The sequence below is a fragment of the Allorhizobium sp. nf9_anc genome (assembly GCF_056323085.1).
This window is the reverse complement of record NZ_CM150481.1, coordinates 3,986,842-4,004,274: the sequence shown is the minus strand read 5'-3', so window position 1 is coordinate 4,004,274 and position 17,433 is coordinate 3,986,842. Positions and strand designations below refer to the sequence as shown.

18 protein-coding genes and 1 tRNA gene are annotated in these 17,433 nt (G+C 59.4%); 14 read left to right on the top strand and 5 right to left on the bottom strand.

Annotation, left to right across the window (positions count from 1 at the left end):
- Window position 1 precedes the first annotated feature (1 nt).
- The 5 genes from AC02Y0_RS19530 to AC02Y0_RS19510 all read left to right on the top strand — a co-directional run bounded on the left by AC02Y0_RS19530 (window position 2) and on the right by AC02Y0_RS19510 (window position 3,750).
- A complete protein-coding gene (locus AC02Y0_RS19530; RefSeq protein ID WP_476380613.1) occupies window positions 2–1,036 on the top strand; it encodes a hypothetical protein in 1,035 nt (344 codons plus the stop codon).
- Window position 1,037: 1 nt separating this feature from the next.
- On the top strand, window positions 1,038–1,604 hold the full coding sequence (locus AC02Y0_RS19525; RefSeq protein ID WP_476380611.1) for a DUF4376 domain-containing protein: 567 nt from the start codon (window positions 1,038–1,040) through the stop codon (window positions 1,602–1,604).
- A gap of 116 nt (window positions 1,605–1,720) precedes the next feature.
- On the top strand, window positions 1,721–2,125 hold the full coding sequence (locus AC02Y0_RS19520; protein ID WP_476380609.1) for a hypothetical protein: 405 nt from the start codon (window positions 1,721–1,723) through the stop codon (window positions 2,123–2,125).
- 15 nt (window positions 2,126–2,140) lie between these two features.
- Entirely contained in the window at window positions 2,141–2,647 is a 507-nt protein-coding gene (locus AC02Y0_RS19515) for an ImmA/IrrE family metallo-endopeptidase (protein ID WP_476380607.1), read from the top strand.
- 20 nt (window positions 2,648–2,667) lie between these two features.
- The gene (locus tag AC02Y0_RS19510) at window positions 2,668–3,750 is read left to right on the top strand and encodes a beta family protein (protein ID WP_476380605.1); all 1,083 of its coding nucleotides are present in this window, start codon (window positions 2,668–2,670) and stop codon (window positions 3,748–3,750) included.
- Window positions 3,751–3,987: 237 nt separating this feature from the next.
- On the opposite strand, the gene AC02Y0_RS19505 is transcribed toward AC02Y0_RS19510, so the two are convergent.
- The 4 genes from AC02Y0_RS19505 to AC02Y0_RS19490 all read right to left on the bottom strand — a co-directional run bounded on the left by AC02Y0_RS19505 (window position 3,988) and on the right by AC02Y0_RS19490 (window position 6,664).
- Window positions 3,988–5,592 (bottom strand): hypothetical protein, encoded by a 1,605-nt coding sequence (locus tag AC02Y0_RS19505; RefSeq protein ID WP_476380603.1) that lies wholly within the window; start codon window positions 5,590–5,592, stop codon window positions 3,988–3,990.
- A gap of 33 nt (window positions 5,593–5,625) precedes the next feature.
- The gene (locus AC02Y0_RS19500; protein WP_476380601.1) at window positions 5,626–5,799 is read right to left on the bottom strand and encodes a hypothetical protein; all 174 of its coding nucleotides are present in this window, start codon (window positions 5,797–5,799) and stop codon (window positions 5,626–5,628) included.
- Window positions 5,800–6,107: 308 nt separating this feature from the next.
- Window positions 6,108–6,413 carry a hypothetical protein gene (locus tag AC02Y0_RS19495; RefSeq protein WP_476380600.1) on the bottom strand — a complete coding sequence of 102 codons (306 nt, stop codon included), beginning with the start codon at window positions 6,411–6,413 and terminating at the stop codon, window positions 6,108–6,110.
- Window positions 6,414–6,589: 176 nt separating this feature from the next.
- Window positions 6,590–6,664 (bottom strand) — tRNA-Gly (locus AC02Y0_RS19490).
- Window positions 6,665–6,937: 273 nt separating this feature from the next.
- Here AC02Y0_RS19490 and AC02Y0_RS19485 point away from each other — a divergent pair.
- The 4 genes from AC02Y0_RS19485 (at window position 6,938) to AC02Y0_RS19470 (ending at window position 9,441) form a co-directional block, all read left to right on the top strand.
- Entirely contained in the window at window positions 6,938–7,441 is a 504-nt protein-coding gene (locus AC02Y0_RS19485; protein ID WP_476380598.1) for a prolyl-tRNA synthetase associated domain-containing protein, read from the top strand.
- A 64-nt stretch (window positions 7,442–7,505) separates the two neighbouring features.
- Complete coding sequence (trxA, locus tag AC02Y0_RS19480; protein ID WP_476380596.1) at window positions 7,506–8,474, top strand: thioredoxin; 969 nt, start codon at window positions 7,506–7,508, stop codon at window positions 8,472–8,474.
- 87 nt (window positions 8,475–8,561) lie between these two features.
- A complete protein-coding gene (locus tag AC02Y0_RS19475) occupies window positions 8,562–9,239 on the top strand; it encodes an LON peptidase substrate-binding domain-containing protein (RefSeq protein WP_476380594.1) in 678 nt (225 codons plus the stop codon).
- Window positions 9,240–9,243: 4 nt separating this feature from the next.
- Window positions 9,244–9,441 carry a Trm112 family protein gene (locus AC02Y0_RS19470; RefSeq protein WP_102021130.1) on the top strand — a complete coding sequence of 66 codons (198 nt, stop codon included), beginning with the start codon at window positions 9,244–9,246 and terminating at the stop codon, window positions 9,439–9,441.
- A 37-nt stretch (window positions 9,442–9,478) separates the two neighbouring features.
- On the opposite strand, the gene AC02Y0_RS19465 is transcribed toward AC02Y0_RS19470, so the two are convergent.
- Window positions 9,479–10,693, bottom strand: coding sequence for a ubiquinone biosynthesis hydroxylase (locus AC02Y0_RS19465; RefSeq protein WP_476380592.1), 1,215 nt, complete (start codon window positions 10,691–10,693; stop codon window positions 9,479–9,481).
- A gap of 83 nt (window positions 10,694–10,776) precedes the next feature.
- Between AC02Y0_RS19465 and tesB the strand changes: the two genes are divergently transcribed.
- From tesB to AC02Y0_RS19440, 5 genes are all read left to right on the top strand, one after another.
- Window positions 10,777–11,661 carry an acyl-CoA thioesterase II gene (tesB, locus tag AC02Y0_RS19460; RefSeq protein ID WP_444556799.1) on the top strand — a complete coding sequence of 295 codons (885 nt, stop codon included), beginning with the start codon at window positions 10,777–10,779 and terminating at the stop codon, window positions 11,659–11,661.
- Window positions 11,662–11,876: 215 nt separating this feature from the next.
- On the top strand, window positions 11,877–12,227 hold the full coding sequence (locus tag AC02Y0_RS19455; protein WP_076396987.1) for a P-II family nitrogen regulator: 351 nt from the start codon (window positions 11,877–11,879) through the stop codon (window positions 12,225–12,227).
- Between the two features lie 27 nt (window positions 12,228–12,254).
- Window positions 12,255–13,688 (top strand): ammonium transporter, encoded by a 1,434-nt coding sequence (locus AC02Y0_RS19450; protein WP_444556798.1) that lies wholly within the window; start codon window positions 12,255–12,257, stop codon window positions 13,686–13,688.
- Between the two features lie 206 nt (window positions 13,689–13,894).
- Window positions 13,895–16,546 carry an FtsK/SpoIIIE family DNA translocase gene (locus AC02Y0_RS19445; RefSeq protein ID WP_476380590.1) on the top strand — a complete coding sequence of 884 codons (2,652 nt, stop codon included), beginning with the start codon at window positions 13,895–13,897 and terminating at the stop codon, window positions 16,544–16,546.
- Window positions 16,547–16,673: 127 nt separating this feature from the next.
- Window positions 16,674–17,330: an outer membrane lipoprotein carrier protein LolA gene (locus AC02Y0_RS19440; protein ID WP_444556796.1), complete on the top strand. Its 657-nt coding sequence runs from the start codon at window positions 16,674–16,676 to the stop codon at window positions 17,328–17,330.
- The last annotated feature ends 103 nt before the right edge of the window (window positions 17,331–17,433 follow it).

Here is a 17,433-nt window from a genome sequence, read left to right as displayed (position 1 = left end):
CATGGCCGTGGCTGATCCGCAGAAATTCACCCGGGGCTACTCCTACCCCGGAACCCCATCCGTATTCCCAGCCACCAAGCTCAATCAGGACTTTGCGGGTGTCGAAACGTCGACCGAAACGATCGTTGAAGCGATCAAGGACATCAGGCGTTCGGACGGCAAGCTGCAGAACGGCATTGTCACTGTCGAGAGCCTATCGCCCGCAGTGCAAGCCTTGCTCGGCGCCAGCACCTATCTCTCGACTGTCGCGCTAAACATCGATGACATCATTACAGTTGCTGAGCTCGCCACAGATATCCCGCCTTTGGCTTCGCGCGTGCTGCCGCTAGGTGGCACCCTCGGGCAAGTCCCGATCAAGCAGTCGTCAGCCGCCGGAGACAGCGCCTGGGGCTTCCTGCCGGGCGGCGGCGACATGCTCCGGGCAGTTTACGACCCGCAGGAAATCAATGGCGATGCGTTCGCGCGTGAGAACCACATCGGAGAGCAAGCGATCTCAACCATCACCGGACTGCAGTCCGCGCTCAATGACCTGATCGCCAGCGCTCCCTGGTTCGCGTGCGGCATCGGCGGTTTCTACGCAGTCGATGACAGCAAGGCTGGCGCCGCTATCCCGCCGACAAACGACGCCCGCTTCCGGTTCGTGAAACTCACGGCAGGGCTGACCGGCTCGGGTGCCTACAACAACGGGTGCCTGACGGCGGAAAGCGTCAGCGGCTCCGCACCGCTGCTCGTGGCGACAGCGACGGTAAATCTGAGCGGCAGCCCTTTGCTCGGCCAGAGCATCAACCTGATCAATACGGAACGTCGGTTCCTGCGGGCAGGCTCAGCCGGCACCGCTGAGAACGACCAGGTGCAAGACCACACTCATTCGATGCAGGTAGCGACAGCTGCCGGCACTGCAACGACGACAATTTCCCGCGGCAACGCTGAGAACACCGGGATCTACCGAGACACATCTGCCGCAGCAGGCGCGCGTGTCGGAACGGAAACCCGCCCGAAGAACCTTGGCGTCAGCTATTACATGAGGATCAAATAAGATGCCCTACGCTCAGAACGGCGCTATCAGGCAGAGCCCCTTTAAGGGTGGTATCAGGATCAGTCAGGAGCAATATGAGGCCGCCCTTTCAGCCATGCTCGAGGGTCTGGAGGTGACGATTGACGGCGGCTTCTCGATCCGGCCCCCGCGCCCATCCGAGCACCATGTCTGGGAAATTGGCGAGTGGAAGGACAGGACGCCACCTCCGGAACCGCTTCCGATCACCGGAGCAGACGTCGACGCTGAGCACGATCGTCGCGCTGTCGCGGGCAAGGTCTTCGAGGTGCCTGGCTATGGTCCCGTACCGCTGGAGGGATCGCTGCGCACCCAGACGGTGCTTCTCGCCCTCAAAGATACTGCCCGCGATCTTCAGGAGGCAGGCGTCACGGCGCCAGTCCTATTCTTCACCGATCGGGACAACGGCGACCACAATCTGACGGCAGACCAAGTCGTCGATCTGGTCAACGCCGGCAAAGCCTTCATGCAGGCTCTGCACGAAGCAAAGCGTACGCTGAAGGCGGTGGAACCAATCCCGGCGGACTTCGCCAGCGATAGCTACTGGCCGTGAATGATGACATCCGGTAAAGGCAACTTCAGGCAGAGGTAACGATGCGTGACTGACCTGGCCTAATTGCGTTAGTCGCGACAAATTGAGCAAAATGATCTGTCCGCGGGGGCGACGAGATGCGCATTTTTTCTGAGATCCTGAAAATTGCAGTGGGCGTCTTTATAGGCGCTGTCGCAGTAGCAATTTTCGATATCAATTTCCATGTTACCGGCGGGCGATATGTGGCTCAGCCCGCCCAATTGGAATATGCTGATTTAGCCTCGATCAACCTTACCGTGGCAACAGTCGTTTTGGGCGGCGTTGCGTTGATCGTAGCAGTCGCGGCCGTATTTGGTTTTCAGGTGATCAGGCATGAAGCCGTGACGAATGCAGAGGCTCGCGTCAAAGACGACCTACCGGCTTTGGTGGACAAAGAGCTTCGCAAAATGGAGAAAGACGGCCGTCTGAAGAATGCGCTGGAACGTGTGATCTATTCAGGCGGTTCAGAAGATGCTGATGGCGATCTGTCAGAGCAGGAATAGAAGAGGTCAACCACCATGACATCCTCATCGAGAGAGTGGCAAAAACTCAGAGACGAAGATCGGAAAGTTCTTGAACGACACCTGGGCTCCGTTCCGGTGAAGTTAGGAGCGATCGCGAAAGACCTTGGCGTCGAGGTGGTGCTTTCCTCGTTGCCGTTAAGCATATCCGGCGAGATTTCCAAGTTGGACGGCCGGTATCAGATCAAGATCAATCGACACGAGAGCAAGCAGCGACAGAGGTTCACCCTCGCGCATGAAATTGCGCATTTCTTGCTGCACCGCGATACCATCGATGGAATGGGAGGAAAGCTGACTGACAACGTGCTCTATCGATCTGGCGCGGCTGAGCATATCGAGTACGAGGCCAATCGGCTGGCGGCACAGATCGTAATGCCTGAAAATGCCCTGCAAAGCGCATTCAGGCAATATGGCGGTGAAAACCTCAGTGAGACAACCGTTGAGTTACTTGCGGAGCAGTTCGGAGTATCTAAAGCTGCTATGGAGATTCGAATGGCAGCGTGAACAGCGGATTGCGACGGGCGATGGCAGTAGATATCGAAAATCTAAACTACGTTCCCACTCTCTCAATTCGTGCGAGCGAAATGAACGGTTTGGAGCGGTTGCCCGCCGCAACAAAGGACAGGCTTCAGCCGACATTCCTCCTCGCTCCTTGGCCGAACGCACTGGACCTGATGAGGGCCATAGACCGGGTCGTTAAGGCCTTTCCTGCGCGCCCATTCTTTCTGGACATCGACAAGGACTACCAGATCACCAATTTCGAGGTTCAAGCTCAACAGCAATGGCTCGAATTACAAGATCCGGCGGATGGGTACGCAAACTGGATCGGCTTCGTCGAGGGCGTCCCTAACGCTAGTCCGTGCCTACAGGTGGCAGGATGCAGCCGTGCGCAGATTATCAACCAGATAGCCGCGTTCCAAGAGATGGAGCGCACATTCGCATTCCGAATTGATCTAAGGCGGTTCCCTCCGAACATCGCAGACGTGATCTCAGCCATTAATGAAGTTGGATCTGCCGACTACGCGATCATGTTGGACGCAGGCTGGCTCGCAGATACTCAGCCAGCGCGCTTACGGATCGCGAACACGATTACGACGCAGCTAAGTGAGATTGGCGCCCAGGTTCCGATCGTCGTTTCATACACAACAATCCCAAAGGATTTTGCTGACATTGAAGGGACTGAGCTCGCAGTTTTCGACAATCGCGAGTTCCTGACAGAACTTCGCCAGTTGACCAATCGCCAGAGGATCACCTACGGCGATTGGGGAAGCACTCGCCCGCGTGAGCAGGGAATTGCAAGCCGTCCTAAGCCACGCATCGATCTTGCATTAAGGAATGGCTGGCTTTCTGCGCGAAACCGCCCCGACGATTGGGACTATGATGACGCCGCCTCAGAAATTTTGAACAGCCCGGAATGGCAACAGGTCGACGGCGCTGGCGTTTGGGGCGAGTTTATGATCAGGCAAACCGTCATTAACCCGGCGCTCGGCATCAACTCACCTCAGAAAAACGTCGCATCGAGGGTCAACCTGCACCTACACATGCAGGCTTTTTATGATTTGGGTAACATCACTGGCATCAATCTTGATGAACCATGGGAAGACTGATTTCAGCCGGCGGAAATTCTTTCGCGCTCAGCTGCAAGAACATCAGTTCATCATCCTAAAGCGACCTTTGCAGCCCCTTCGTCAGGAAGCCGAAGAGACCGCGCGTCCCACCACGTGACTCAGACCCCGCGAAGAGCATCAGCGGCGTGGCGCCGCCTTACGGCTTGGAGGTGCGATCCGGTTCGGCGAATTGAGTGAGCGGCACAACGCAGCGGTTCTCTAAGGCAAAAAGCAGTTTCAAGCTGCGTATGACTTAAAATCTAGACGACCACGTATTTTCGGAAAGTAGCTCTGGTCATCTAGTATAGCATGGGTCGACTGTTCATACGGGCCGTATGGCTCGGTAACACTGTGAGTTCTGCGGATGGCCAAACCTGGGGCGTGGAAGAACAGGCAGCTATCTTCACCCATGTTCTTAGCAGTCGCATCAACAACGCAGTGGGAGAAGATCCGTCTGTCCGCCGGGGAGGTTGGAGCGAAGGAATCCACTGTACCAAATTCAGTTACCCAAACATACCGGGGTAGCTCGGTAAAGTTTAGCAAGCTCTTTGTTGCGTTCGTGAGTTGGTTGCGCAACATCCGGTGTTTGTACTTCCACCCGTACGTTAAATACGTCCGGGCCACGACTGAATTCGAATTCAGCGCCTGGGTAAAGTCGTCACCAAGGGCCTCGGAGCCACCCAAGGTCTCTGAAGCTTTCAATGACGACCAATTCATAGCGTATTTCGCGATGAGATCCCACGCGAACAGTTCTGCCTTCTCTGCCGGCAGGAATACTTTATCGGGCAGAGGTATGATCAGAAACTTGACGTTTTGTTGCACGCTGTAGTCAGTTTCACCGACCGCATCGCCCTGATTTACGGGCATGCGCAGATTTGGCCCTCGTTGATCATCATTGACATAAAAGGCAGAGCAAAAAGACCCTCGCGTGGGACGAGGAGGCAGGTCTGTAGATATTGGAGCAGCCTGTGAGAAAACCTGTCCCGACGCAATAACGGCGTGGCCAATATTTTGGGCGGGGAAGGCTAGTCCAACAATCACTGGGATTCCGGAATCAACGTACCTATTGATGACGTCCGTAGGACGTATCCCCTGCCATGTGGCATGGGGGCCATCGGCCATGTAAATTAGAGGCTTGCGCCCAGAGACCCGTAGCGCAGACACCATGCCGCTAAGGCTCAAGAATTCGGAACCGTTCGGCAGGGTGGAGCTCGCGGTAAACACCTCTTGCATCATCGCCGCTTCGGTTACGCTGACCATTGAGACCCATGGCCCACTATGTCGCGCATGGAAATGCCGAGCAGCTGACCAGATGGTGGCTTGAGCACACGCCCCGATTCTTTGATCCTGCTGTGTCATCGGAAAAGCCTCGATCAGAAGTTCCGCCCCTAGCAGGTGGACGTGGTACTTCGCTCGCACCAAAGGGTGCGCTTCATGGCCTGGCGGTGGAACGGGGGTTCGCAAAACAGCAGAAGCGATGGGAGCTTGGTGGACAGGTCTAAGTACTACGAACCCCAGATAATCTTTCTGGCAGCCCTCTAATGCCTCTGCCATCTCGGCGTCAGAGGGACTGTTAAGGACCGTTTCCAAGCTTTGACTGAAGAAGTGGATGCGTCTGCAAATTTTGCTGTGACGTTTGAAGAGACGGGAGTAGTAAGCTGCGAACGCGTCGCTGAAATCGCGATCCACGTACTCGTCTTCCATGAGAAATGTCTGGGCGCCCAGCGCCTGCAGTTGCTCAACCAATTTTTCAGTGAGATGCGGGTTCAACTGTTTGTCGTCGAGAATTGCCTTGAGCTGCGCCCAACCACTCCCGTCCAGCAAGACAGCCGTTATGGTCATTAGAGGACTAACCTAAAACGAAGCGGCAACTGATTACGCGACAAGAAGCAGGCCGGCCTTCTGCTCGGCAGCCCGGATATTGGCATCCACCTGCCGAAGTGCCTCTGCAGTCTCATGCGAGATCCGCGTATCAAGATTATTAATGCGCTGCTGGCCGGCTTGCTGTTGATTTCGCTGTGCTGAATCGTTGATTCGCTTCAGTTCCATGGCTCCGCTCCAAGCATTGGACTAAGGTAAACTGTTGATCTGACTCGATTTTAAGTCAGCAGGTGAATTGGCATTACCCTTGAAAATCAACAAGTTACAAGGTTCTTGTGCTCCGCAGTATGCATACTGATTGGAAATAATCCACTAAATTGTTGACATGCACGTTTTTCGTTGCGCCCGACCGTCGCTCGCACTTTCTTTTTGGTGCTCATGCAGCGCTCCCATGAACGTTTGCCGTGTTAACCGAAGACCGCACCATTTTGTTGCACGCCGCCTGATCGCCGAGGAACAGGAAGAAAGGTCTCGTTTCACCATATTTGGAGATTGTTGCACGGCCCGTTCCGCTGGGTGCCCATGATCTTCCAGCTATTCGCCACGAGCTCCGGGCTCGTCCGAACTGCCCGAATGAGAAGCTGGCACTGTGCCGAGGTCGTCACGGCCGGCGTGACGTGGGTAGCGGGGAGGGTCATGTAGACGGGGATCGTCCTGAACACGAAGACGCGGCCTTCGCTAACGTTATAGCTGCTTTCGGGCTGCATCCCTGTGCGGCCGATGAACTCGGCCATCGACCTGCCGGTATAGGCCTCGAGGCGAGCGTCCAGGCTAGCGTTCACGTTCGCTTGATATTCGGCGTTGGTTTGGCATCCAGCAAGGCCGCATAAAACCAGCGCGATCAACAGCCGACGGAGACGCAAACGCACTCGTGCTGCCCAGGTGCTGCCCGCGTCGAGACACGAACGCCGAACTTGCTGGCCCGAAGGCCGTAACTCACTGATATTCTGAGAGAAAATGGAGCGGGTGAAGCGATTCGAACGCTCGACCCCAACCTTGGCAAGGTTGTGCTCTACCCCTGAGCTACACCCGCTCATAACCTCGATCCTGGGGTAGTGTCTGGATCGTGGGCCGTCCGTCTTGCGGCGACGGGCGCTATATGGCCCAAACGATTTTTAAATGCAACAGGGAAATGACGGATCAGGGGCAAAAAAATTCGAAATCTTCACAACAGGCTGACAAAGCTCAGCTTTTGCGGGGTTTTTGGCGCCAAGAAAGATTGCAGTATGTCGGTCTTGAGCCTATGGCTCGAACAGAAATCGAGTAGATGGCCCGGGCAAAACCCTGACATTTGAAGCGAGGCACCATGACGACGCCGAAAACAGCAGACGATCTCTTCCGTTTCCTCGATGAACTGGGAGCAGCCCACAAGACGAAGACCCATCCGCCGGTCTTCACTGTTGCGGAATCGGTGTCGTTGCGCGACGAGATCCCCGGCGGCCACACCAAAAACCTCTTCGTGAAGGACAAGAAGGACAACTTCTTCCTGCTGACGGTAGAAGAAAATGCCTCCGTCGATCTGAAAACCGTGCACACGATCATTGGCGCGGCCAGCAAGGTGTCCTTCGGAAAGCCGGAGAAGCTGATGGAATATCTCGGCGTGGTGCCAGGGGCCGTGACCGCCTTTGGCGCGATCAACGATACGGGCAAGAACGTGACCTTCGTCCTCGACACGGATCTGATGGAGCACGAGATCATCAATTGCCATCCGCTCTCCAATGACGCCACGACCTCGATCAGCCGTGACGATCTCGTCCGCTTCATGGAGGCGACCGGCCACACGCCGCTTGTCTTGAAAGTCACGGCCTGACATACGATCTTAACGGCAATGACGGCGGCCACCTGTAGGTCGCGAAACAGGCGGGAGATGCATGATGAGCGACTACGGCAACCCTTACGGCGGCTATGGCAACCAGACCATGACGGCCCAGTTCGGTGGCCCCGCTGCAGCGGCTCCGCCGGCAGGTGAACTCATCAAGGACACCACCACGGCCAATTTTGCCCGCGACGTCATGGACGAATCGCGCAACCAGCCGGTTCTGGTCGATTTCTGGGCCCCCTGGTGCGGTCCGTGCAAGCAGCTGACACCGATCATCGAAAAAGCGGTCACCGAAGCTGGCGGACGCGTGAAGCTGGTCAAGATGAACATCGACGACCATCCATCGGTGGCCGGACAGCTCGGCATCCAGTCGATCCCCGCCGTGGTCGCCTTCGTCAACGGCCGACCCGCGGACGGCTTCATGGGCGCGCTGCCCGAAAGCCAGGTCAAGGCATTCATCGACAAGGTGGCAGGGCCCGCTGGCGCCGATCAGGCGGCAGAGATCGCGGCTGTGCTTGAAGAAGCCTCCGGCCTGCTTGCTGGCGGCGACATCGATGGGGCAGCCCAGCTTTTCGCCGCAATCCTGCAGGCAGACCCTGACAATACGCAGGCGATCGCAGGTCTGGCGGAGTGCATGATCGGCGCCAATCAGCATCAGAGGGCGCGGGAGCTTCTGACGCAACTGCCCGAGGAGCTGGCCAAGGCGCCAGAGGTGCAGGCGCTTCTCAAGCGGCTCGACCAGATCGACGAGGCCCGCAAGCTGGGTGACCCTGTGGCACTTGAGCACACGCTGTCGCTCAATCCCGACGATCACGAGGCACGCATGAAGCTCGCCAAGATCCTGAATGTCGAGGGTCGTCGCGAAGAAGCGGCAGAGCATCTGCTGCTGATCATGAAGCGCGACCGCACTTTCGACGACGACGGCGCGCGCAAGCAGCTGCTGCAATTCTTCGAAGTCTGGGGTCCGAAGGAGCCGGCAACCGTCATGGCGCGTCGCAAGCTCTCGTCGATCCTCTTTTCGTGAGCCGCCGCAGGCCTTGAGTTTTGGCCGCCGCGACCCAGATAGAAGCAAGAATGAACACCGGATTTTCTCCGGACAGGATGTGCTTCAATGCAAGTGGGAAATGCCCGATACTTGACGGCTGCGGACCTTCCAGAGACGGTCCCGGTCTTCCCCATCTCCGGCGTGCTGCTGCTGCCCGGCGGCCAGCTCCCCCTCAACATCTTCGAGCCGCGTTACCTCGCCATGCTCGACGCAGCAATCTCGGGCAACCGGCTGATCGGGATGATCCAGCCCGCCATGACCGAGGTGCAGGCCAACATCCTGCCCGAGCGTCCGCAACTGGCTCAGGTCGGCTGCATCGGACGGATCACCTCGTTTACCGAGACCGGTGACGGTCGCTACATCGTGTCTTTGGCGGGCGTGTGCCGTTTTCGCCTGATTGACGAGGTCCAGACTTCAAAGCCGTTCCGTACCTTCCATATTGCCCCCTTCGTCGCCGATCTGACAAGCGCAGAGGATGAGGGACAGGTGGACCGCGCGGGCCTGCTCGGCGCCTTCAAGGCTTACCTGGAGGCCAACAAGCTGGAAGCGGACTGGGAGAGCGTCGAACGCGCCTCCAACCTTACCCTGGTCAACTCCCTGTCGATGATGTCGCCGTTCGGTCCGCCGGAAAAGCAGGCCCTGCTCGAGGCACCGGATTTGAAGACCCGCGCCGAGACCCTGATTGCGATCACCGAGATCCTGCTGGCACGCACCTTCGGCGATGCCGACACCATGTTGCAGTGAGCCGATGGCCGACAATCCGACCAGCCTTGTCGATCCGAAGATGCTCGAGCTTCTGGTGTGCCCGCTGACGCAGGGCACGCTGAAATGGGACCGTGAGAAGAACGAACTCGTCTCGGAGAAGGGCAGGCTGGCCTATCCGATCCGCGACGGCATCCCGATCATGCTGGTATCGGAAGCCCGCAAGCTCGAAATGCCGGCCTGAGCAAGGCCGCCTCGCTTCCCCCCCATGGGGTCTGCGGTCAGATGCTCTGTCCGCCCAGCAGGCGAGGACGATCGCGGCCGGAAGCACCTGCTGCCTCGCGAATGAAGTAGCTCTTCAGACCCGGAATGCGATCAACCATGCCGAGGCCGAAATCGCGCATCACCCGGATCGGCGTGATGTCGTTGGAGAAGAGCCGGTTGAGCACATCGGTCGTGACACCCATCCGGAACGTATCGAACCGGCGCCAGATCTGATAGCGCTCAAGCACATTCACTGAACCGATATCGAGCCCCAAACGATCCGCCTCGACCACCGTTTCGGCGAGTGCTGCGACGTCCTTGAAGCCGAGATTGAGCCCCTGGCCCGAAATCGGGTGAATGCCATGGGCGGCATCGCCGGCCAGAGCCAGACGCGGCGCAATGAAGGCGCGGGCCAATGTCAGGCCAAGTGGAAATGCGCGGCGGTCCGGCGTCGCCCGGATCGTGCCCAGCTTGTGGCCGAAGCGCCGTTCGAGCTCAGCCTCGAAAACCAGATCATCCGAAGCAACCAGCCTATCAGCATCCTCTGTCCGCTCGGTCCAGACCAGCGAAGAGCGCTTGCCCTTGAGGGGCAGGATCGCAAACGGGCCGGCAGGCAGGAAATGCTCTTCGGCAACGCCATCATGCGGGCGCTCATGTTCGACGGTGGTCACGATGCCGGACTGGCCATATTGCCAGGTGACCGTCTTGATGCCGGCAAGATCCCGGAGCTTCGAGCGCACGCCATCGCAGGCAACGACAAGCCGTGATGAAACGACGCTGCCGTCAGACAGCGTCAGTTCGGCACTCGGCCCCGTATCGCGAAACCCGGTCGCGCGCAGGCCGTGACGAATGGCGATCCCGCGATCGGCGCAGGCTTCGCGAAGCGCTGCGACCATGCTGGCATTCGGAATCATATGCGCAAAGGGTCGACCGTTCTCGACCGCACCGTCAAAGGTGAGGAAGACGGGACGCACAGGGTCCGACGTTTTCGAATCGGTGACGATCATCCGGGTGATCGGCTGCGCATCGGGCTCGATTCGGTCCCAGAGACCAAAGACATCGAGCATCTTGGTGGCGGCCGCGATGATCGCGGAAGCGCGCAGATCCTTTTTCCAGGCTTCTTCGGGCGCCGCCTCGACCACTTCGACCGCGAGGTGGGGAGCAGCCTGCTTGATGGCAACGGCTGCGGACAGACCGACATAGCCTCCGCCGACGACGAGCACATCCAGCATGGCAAATTCCTTTGTTCTTGTAGACCTGACGACACCTATATAGATCAGCCTTGAACGGGTGCCTATAAGCGGAGCAATGCATTATGTCGCAGCCAGCTGGACAGACCAAACCGATGCAGGAGCTGATCGAACGTCTCGATCTCGAAAAGCTTGAGGAAAACCTGTTTCGTGGCAGTAGCCCGCAAAATGGCTGGCAGCGGGTCTTTGGCGGCCTCGTCATCGCACAAGCCCTGATGGCGGCACAGCGTTGCGTCGATCCGGATCGCATCGTTCATTCGCTGCATGCCTATTTCATGCGCCCGGGCGACCCGTCCATTCCGATCGTCTACCAGGTCGAGCGCATCCGGGATGGCTCATCCTTCACCACGCGCCGCGTCGTCGCGATCCAGCATGGCAAGGCCATCTTCTCGATGTCGGCATCCTTCCAGGTGGAGGAGCCGGGCTTCGACCACCAGGTGTCGATCCCGAACGTGCCCGCCCCTGAAACCCTGATGGGCGAAGCCGAGTTCCGCGCTGCTTTCCTCGCGCAGGCGCCGGATACGGTGAAGAAATACTGGGGGCGCGAACGCCCGATCGAAATCCGCCCGACGTCGCTGACCCACTATCTGTCACGCGAGAAACTCGAGCCCGAAGCGCATATCTGGGTGCGGGCTTCGGGGCTTGTGCCGGATGACAGGCACTATCAGGCGGCCATCCTCGCCTATCTCTCAGACATGACCCTGCTCGACACCTCGCTTTACGCCCATGGCACATCGATCTTCGATCCGGAGCTGCAGGTGGCGAGCCTCGACCATGCGATGTGGTTCCACAGACCCTGCCGGCTGGACGACTGGCTGCTCTACACGCAGGACAGCCCCAGTGCCGCCGGAGCCCGCGGCATGACCCGCGGCAGCATATTTACGCGGGATGGACGGCTTGTCGCGTCGGTGGCGCAGGAAGGCCTGATCCGCAAACGAGCAAATGACTAAAACGGCATCAAACTTTCTTTTGTGCACATTTTTTGTGCGCACATTGCGCATTCAACTGCCTGTTTATTAGCTCGAATTCACAGAAGCTTTACATTTCAATAACTTATAGAAAATTCTGAATCTGGCACGCCTTTTGAATGTCACTTGTCAGTCGCTGCGCGAAAGTTCCTGCCGGCGGCAAGGAGAGTCGGCTCCGAGCCGAGGACAAGCAAAGGATGGGAAACCAGATGAAGATTGTGATGGCTATCATCAAGCCGTTCAAGCTGGACGAGGTACGCGAGGCCTTGACGGCTGTGGGGATCCAGGGCCTGACCGTGACCGAGGTCAAGGGCTATGGGCGCCAGAAGGGGCACACCGAAATCTACCGCGGCACCGAATACGCCGTCAGCTTTCTGCCGAAACTGAAGATCGAAATCGCCGTCTCGTCCGAACTTGCCGACAAGGCCGTTGAAGCGATCGCTTCTGCTGCCAAGACCGGCCAGATCGGCGACGGGAAGATCTTCGTCTACGCGATCGATCAGGCCGTGCGCATCCGCACCGGCGAAACCAATACCGAAGCGCTGTAAGAACGGCTGTAAGGGGAGTTGTTACTGATGTCATTTGCCAAGTTGAATTCCAACCTCGTGCGCATTGGCGCCGCGTCCGCAGCCCTGCTGGCGCCGGTTGTCGCCTTCGCGCAGGAAGCAGCCCCGGCTGCAGCCGAAGCTGTCGCCGCAGCGGCACCCGCCATGACCGTCGATAAGGGCGACACCACCTGGATGCTGGTTTCGGCTCTGCTGGTTCTTCTCATGACGATCCCGGGCCTCGGCCTGTTCTATGGTGGCCTTGTCCGCGCCAAGAACATGCTGTCGGTCCTGATGCAGGTCACCACGATCGCCGCCATGGCGATGATCCTCTGGGTCATCTACGGCTACTCGCTCGCCTTCACCAATGGTGGCAGCCTCAACTCCTTCGTTGGCGGCTTCTCCAAGATGTTCCTCGCCGGCGTCGACGTCTCGACCATGGCGGAAAGCTTCTCTAAGGGCGTCGCCATTCCGGAGCTGGCTTTCGTCTGCTTCCAGATGACCTTCGCAGCCATCACCCCTGGCCTCATCGTCGGCGCCTTCGCCGAGCGCGTGAAGTTCTCGGCCGTGATCCTGTTCTCGGCCCTGTGGCTCACCTTCGTCTACTTCCCGATCGCGCACATGGTCTGGTTCTGGGGCGGCCCGAGCGCCTATGCTGATCCGACGGGTCTGATCTTCGGCTTCGGCGCGATCGACTTCGCTGGCGGCACCGTCGTTCACATCAATGCTGGTGTCGCAGGCCTGATCGGCGCGATCATGGTCGGCAAGCGTACCGGCTACGGCAAGGACATGATGGCTCCGCACTCCATGACCATGACCCTGATCGGCGCAGGCCTTCTCTGGGTTGGCTGGTTCGGCTTCAACGCCGGCTCCAACCTCGAAGCCAACGGCTATGCCGCACTCGCCATGATCAACACCTTCCTTGCAACTGCTGCTGCAATCCTGTCCTGGGCACTTGTCGAAACCTTCTCGCGTGGCAAGGCTTCGATGCTCGGCGCCGTCTCCGGTGCAATCGCCGGTCTCGTCGTCATCACCCCGGCCGCCGGTTTCGCCGGCCCGATGGGCGCGATTGTCATGGGCCTTGTGGTCTCCCCGGTCTGCTACTTCTTCTGCTCGACCGTGAAGAACAAGTTCGGCTACGACGACACGGCTGACGTCTTCGGCATCCACGGCGTTGGCGGCATCATGGGCGCGATTTTGGTCGGCGTCTTCGTCAACCCGGCCCTCGGCGGCGCTGGTATCGTCGACTACTCGACAGCCGACTTCGCAGCTGGCTATGCCGGCACGGCCACCCAGGTCTTCGCTCAGCTCAAGGGCGTTGTCGTCACCGTCCTGTGGTGCGGTATCGTGTCGATCATCCTCTTCAAGATCGTCGACATGATCGTTGGCCTGCGCGTGCCGGTCGAAGCCGAGCGCGAAGGTCTCGACCTCGCCTCGCACGGCGAAGCCGCCTACCACAACTAAGATCCCTGGCGGATCTTCACCTCCAAAAATGCGGCAGCGCCCGGGTCTCATCGCCCGGGCGTTTTTTTTTGCGAAGCGCCCGCTGCGGGACGCAAACGCATGGTTAATGCACCATTAACCCTCCATCCTGTAGGGTCCCAGATGGCGATCCCGGTTCACGCCGGGCGTCCGAAGGCATCACCGGCAACAGGACGGACAGAGACCCCATGAGCAGAAGCAATTCCGCAGCGCTTCCGGAGCATTCCACCCGCTCCGCGTTGTCCGCGTTCCTGTTTCGGCAGATTTTCGCGCTGACCGGTTTTGCACTCTTCCTGCTTCTGGTGCTCGCAGTGGCAGCGCTCGCCACCTGGAACGTGTCCGATCCAAGCCTCTCCTATGCAACGGACAATCCGCCCACCAATATCCTTGGTCTGCCAGGCGCCGTCTTTGCAGACCTGATGATGCAGTTCTTCGGCCTTGGCAGCCTGCTGGCCTTGTTGCCGGTTCTCGCATGGTCCTTCGCGCTCATCGGCGGACGCAAGCTCAACCGCATTCCGGCCCGGATCGCCGCCTGGTTCGCGGGCGCGCTGATTGCAGCCGCCGCCGTGGGCTGCTTTCCGCCGCCCAACACATGGCCACTTCCGAGCGGCACCGGCGGCGTTCTGGGCGACCTCATTCTGCGCTTTCCGGCGCTGTTTATCGGCGCCTATCCGACGTCGACATTCGCAATGGTGCTCGGCGGCATTCTGGCGCTGCCCGCCACATGGTTGATGCTGTTTGCCGCAGGCATTCTCGGCAAGGCGTCCGAGCAGGTCGAGGACGATGAGCCCGTCGCCCCGATCGTGCGCCGCCAGCCGAAGGAACCTGTTTTCGACGACGGCGAAGACGACGAGGACAGCGAGGGACCGATCGCGCTGATGATGGGTGCGGTCACGCACAACTGGTATACAGCGCGCGCCCGGGTCCGCCGCCTTTTCGGCCTGAAGGCAAACGAGCGTCGCGACCGCGACTTCGACCAGCCCTATGATTTCAATGATGACGAGTTCGGCACCCTGAACGAACCCGTGAGGGCAAAGGCCCTACCACTTAACGCACGTGTCGAGCCGTCGCTGGAAGGCGCTCCTGCGCGCCCTGTCGGCCGTTCCATCGTCTCGCCCCCGCCAATGTCCACCGGCAGCTTCGATGACGAGGACGAGGATTTCGATCTCGACGACATGCCTCGTCCGGCCGGGATCCTTCCCGACAGCGGCGCGCGGGCAGCAAGCGCACGCGCAAGCGGCGCATCTGCCCGGGTCGTTGCACCTGCCGCCCGGCCCAAACCCGGTGCACGCGTCGACCGCGATGCGCAAGGATCGCTTCTGCGGCCGGAAGGCTTCCAGCTGCCGTCGGTGCATCTTCTCGCTGAGCCCCGCGCCGTCGCGCGAGATGCCACCTTGTCGGCCGAAGCACTGGAGCACAATGCGCGTCTGCTCGAAGGCGTGTTGGACGACTTCGGCGTCAAGGGCGAGATCATCCATGTCCGCCCCGGCCCTGTCGTAACACTTTACGAGCTAGAGCCGGCACCGGGCATCAAGTCTTCCCGTGTCATCGGTCTGGCAGACGACATCGCCCGTTCGATGAGCGCGATCGCTGCGCGCGTCGCGGTCGTGCCCGGCCGCAACGCGATCGGTATCGAACTTCCGAACCAGACCCGCGAGACCGTATATCTGCGCGAACTCATCGGCAGCCGTGACTTCGACGGCAACAAGGCGAAGCTCGCCATGGCACTGGGCAAGACGATCGGCGGCGAACCCGTGATCGCCGACCTCGCCAAGATGCCGCATCTGCTCGTCGCAGGCACCACCGGCTCGGGCAAGTCGGTCGCGATCAACACGATGATCCTGTCGCTCCTTTACAAGATGACGCCGGAGCAGTGCCGCCTGATCATGATTGACCCGAAGATGCTGGAACTCTCTGTCTATGACGGCATCCCGCACCTGCTGTCACCGGTGGTGACCGATCCGAAGAAGGCTGTCGTTGCGCTCAAATGGACCGTCCGCGAGATGGAAGAGCGCTACAAGAAGATGTCGAAGATCGGTGTGCGCAACATCGACGGCTTCAACACCCGTGTTGCCCAGGCGCTGGAGAAGGGCGAGGTGCTGACCCGTACCGTCCAGACCGGCTTCGATCGTCAGACCGGCGAAGCGATTTACGAGACGGAAGAGTTCGACCTGCAGCCCCTGCCCTATATCGTCGTGATCATCGACGAAATGGCCGACCTGATGATGGTCGCCGGCAAGGACATCGAAGGCGCCGTACAGCGGCTCGCCCAGATGGCACGTGCGGCCGGCATCCATGTCATCATGGCAACGCAGCGTCCCTCGGTCGACGTCATCACCGGCACGATCAAGGCGAACTTCCCGACCCGTATTTCCTTCCAGGTCACCTCGAAGATCGACAGCCGCACCATCCTCGGCGAACAGGGCGCAGAGCAGCTGCTCGGCATGGGCGACATGCTCTATATGGCCGGCGGCGGTCGCATCCAGCGTGTCCACGGCCCCTTCGTCTCCGACCACGAGGTCGAGGAGATCGTCGCCTATCTGAAGACACAAGGCTCGCCGCAGTATCTGGAAGCCATCACCATCGATGACGATGAAGATGGCGAAGACGGCGGCGGTCCGATCGGAACCGGCAATCTCGGCGAGTCGGACGATCCCTACGATCAGGCCGTCGCGATCGTGCTTCGAGACGGCAAGGCATCGACCTCCTATGTCCAGCGCCGCCTCGGCATCGGCTATAACAGGGCCGCTTCGCTGATCGAACGCATGGAGAAGGAAGGCATCATCGGCCCGGCCAATCACGCGGGCAAACGCGAGATCCTGGTCCCGACCGAAGAGTAACAGCCGGACCGCGTTCCATCATGGAACAACAACGGTACGGGACGAGTTGCCGCAGCAGCAAGGGCGCGCATGGCCATGAAGCCGCCGCCTTTTTCGGCGAGACCGTTAGCATATGAAGGAGTACCGCATGACCGATAAAACTGAACGCGACGCACACATGCCGGTGGTGGCCAGCCGTCGCCAGTTCGTGCTGGGCACGGCCGCATTCATGGCCTGCGCCGCCCTGCCCTTTCCTGTTTTCGCCGCCACCGGCGCGGCACAGCAGATCGCCGACCATTTCTCGAGCGTGAAGACCATGATGGGCGAATTCGTCCAGTTCGGTCCGCGCGGCGAGCAGACCGGCGGCAAGTTCTTTATCGAACGCCCGGGCAAGCTGCGCTTCAACTATGAGAAGCCGTCGCCGATGCGCGTCATTTCCGACGGCAAGAACGTGGTCATCGGCAACATGAAGCTGAAGACCTGGGACCTCTATCCGCTGAACAAGACGCCGCTCAGCATTCTGCTTTCGGAGCGCATCGACCTCGGCAATCAGATGGTTCGCGATGTGAAGCAGGAAGCCGATCTGACCACCATCGTGCTCGGCGACCGGACGATCTTCGGCGACTCGACCATTACCCTGATGTTCGACCCAAAGAGCTTCGAACTGCGTCAGTGGACGATCACCGACATGCAGAAGAAGGACACGTCCGTCATGATCTTCAACGTCCAGAATGGTGTGCAGCTGGATCCGAGCGTGTTCGAGATTCCCTATGCCGAGGTCCATGGCCAGAAGCGCGGCGGTTAAGGCAAACCTTTCGAGTTGTGGAGAAGGCGGCAGACCCGAGAGGTCCGGCCGCCTTTTTCTGTTCATGCGCGCTGTAATCCCCTAAACACGCGTGGGAACCTGG

Bases quoted from the DNA above. Each gene is read 5' to 3' on its own strand.
- AC02Y0_RS19475 (WP_476380594.1), top strand. From the start codon at position 8,562: ATGCAAGTGGGAAATGCCCGATACTTGACGGCTGCGGACCTTCCAGAG.
- AC02Y0_RS19520 (WP_476380609.1), top strand. From the start codon at position 1,721: ATGCGCATTTTTTCTGAGATCCTGAAAATTGCAGTGGGCGTCTTTATA.
- AC02Y0_RS19470 (WP_102021130.1), top strand. From the start codon at position 9,244: ATGGCCGACAATCCGACCAGCCTTGTCGATCCGAAGATGCTCGAGCTT.
- AC02Y0_RS19485 (WP_476380598.1), top strand. From the start codon at position 6,938: ATGACGACGCCGAAAACAGCAGACGATCTCTTCCGTTTCCTCGATGAA.
- AC02Y0_RS19450 (WP_444556798.1), top strand. From the start codon at position 12,255: ATGTCATTTGCCAAGTTGAATTCCAACCTCGTGCGCATTGGCGCCGCG.
- AC02Y0_RS19440 (WP_444556796.1), top strand. From the start codon at position 16,674: ATGACCGATAAAACTGAACGCGACGCACACATGCCGGTGGTGGCCAGC.
- AC02Y0_RS19465 (WP_476380592.1), bottom strand. From the start codon at position 10,693: ATGCTGGATGTGCTCGTCGTCGGCGGAGGCTATGTCGGTCTGTCCGCA.
- AC02Y0_RS19530 (WP_476380613.1), top strand. From the start codon at position 2: ATGGCCGTGGCTGATCCGCAGAAATTCACCCGGGGCTACTCCTACCCC.
- trxA (WP_476380596.1), top strand. From the start codon at position 7,506: ATGAGCGACTACGGCAACCCTTACGGCGGCTATGGCAACCAGACCATG.
- tesB (WP_444556799.1), top strand. From the start codon at position 10,777: ATGTCGCAGCCAGCTGGACAGACCAAACCGATGCAGGAGCTGATCGAA.
- AC02Y0_RS19500 (WP_476380601.1), bottom strand. From the start codon at position 5,799: ATGGAACTGAAGCGAATCAACGATTCAGCACAGCGAAATCAACAGCAA.
- AC02Y0_RS19515 (WP_476380607.1), top strand. From the start codon at position 2,141: ATGACATCCTCATCGAGAGAGTGGCAAAAACTCAGAGACGAAGATCGG.
- AC02Y0_RS19445 (WP_476380590.1), top strand. From the start codon at position 13,895: ATGAGCAGAAGCAATTCCGCAGCGCTTCCGGAGCATTCCACCCGCTCC.
- AC02Y0_RS19525 (WP_476380611.1), top strand. From the start codon at position 1,038: ATGCCCTACGCTCAGAACGGCGCTATCAGGCAGAGCCCCTTTAAGGGT.
- AC02Y0_RS19505 (WP_476380603.1), bottom strand. From the start codon at position 5,592: ATGACCATAACGGCTGTCTTGCTGGACGGGAGTGGTTGGGCGCAGCTC.
- AC02Y0_RS19455 (WP_076396987.1), top strand. From the start codon at position 11,877: ATGGGAAACCAGATGAAGATTGTGATGGCTATCATCAAGCCGTTCAAG.
- AC02Y0_RS19510 (WP_476380605.1), top strand. From the start codon at position 2,668: ATGGCAGTAGATATCGAAAATCTAAACTACGTTCCCACTCTCTCAATT.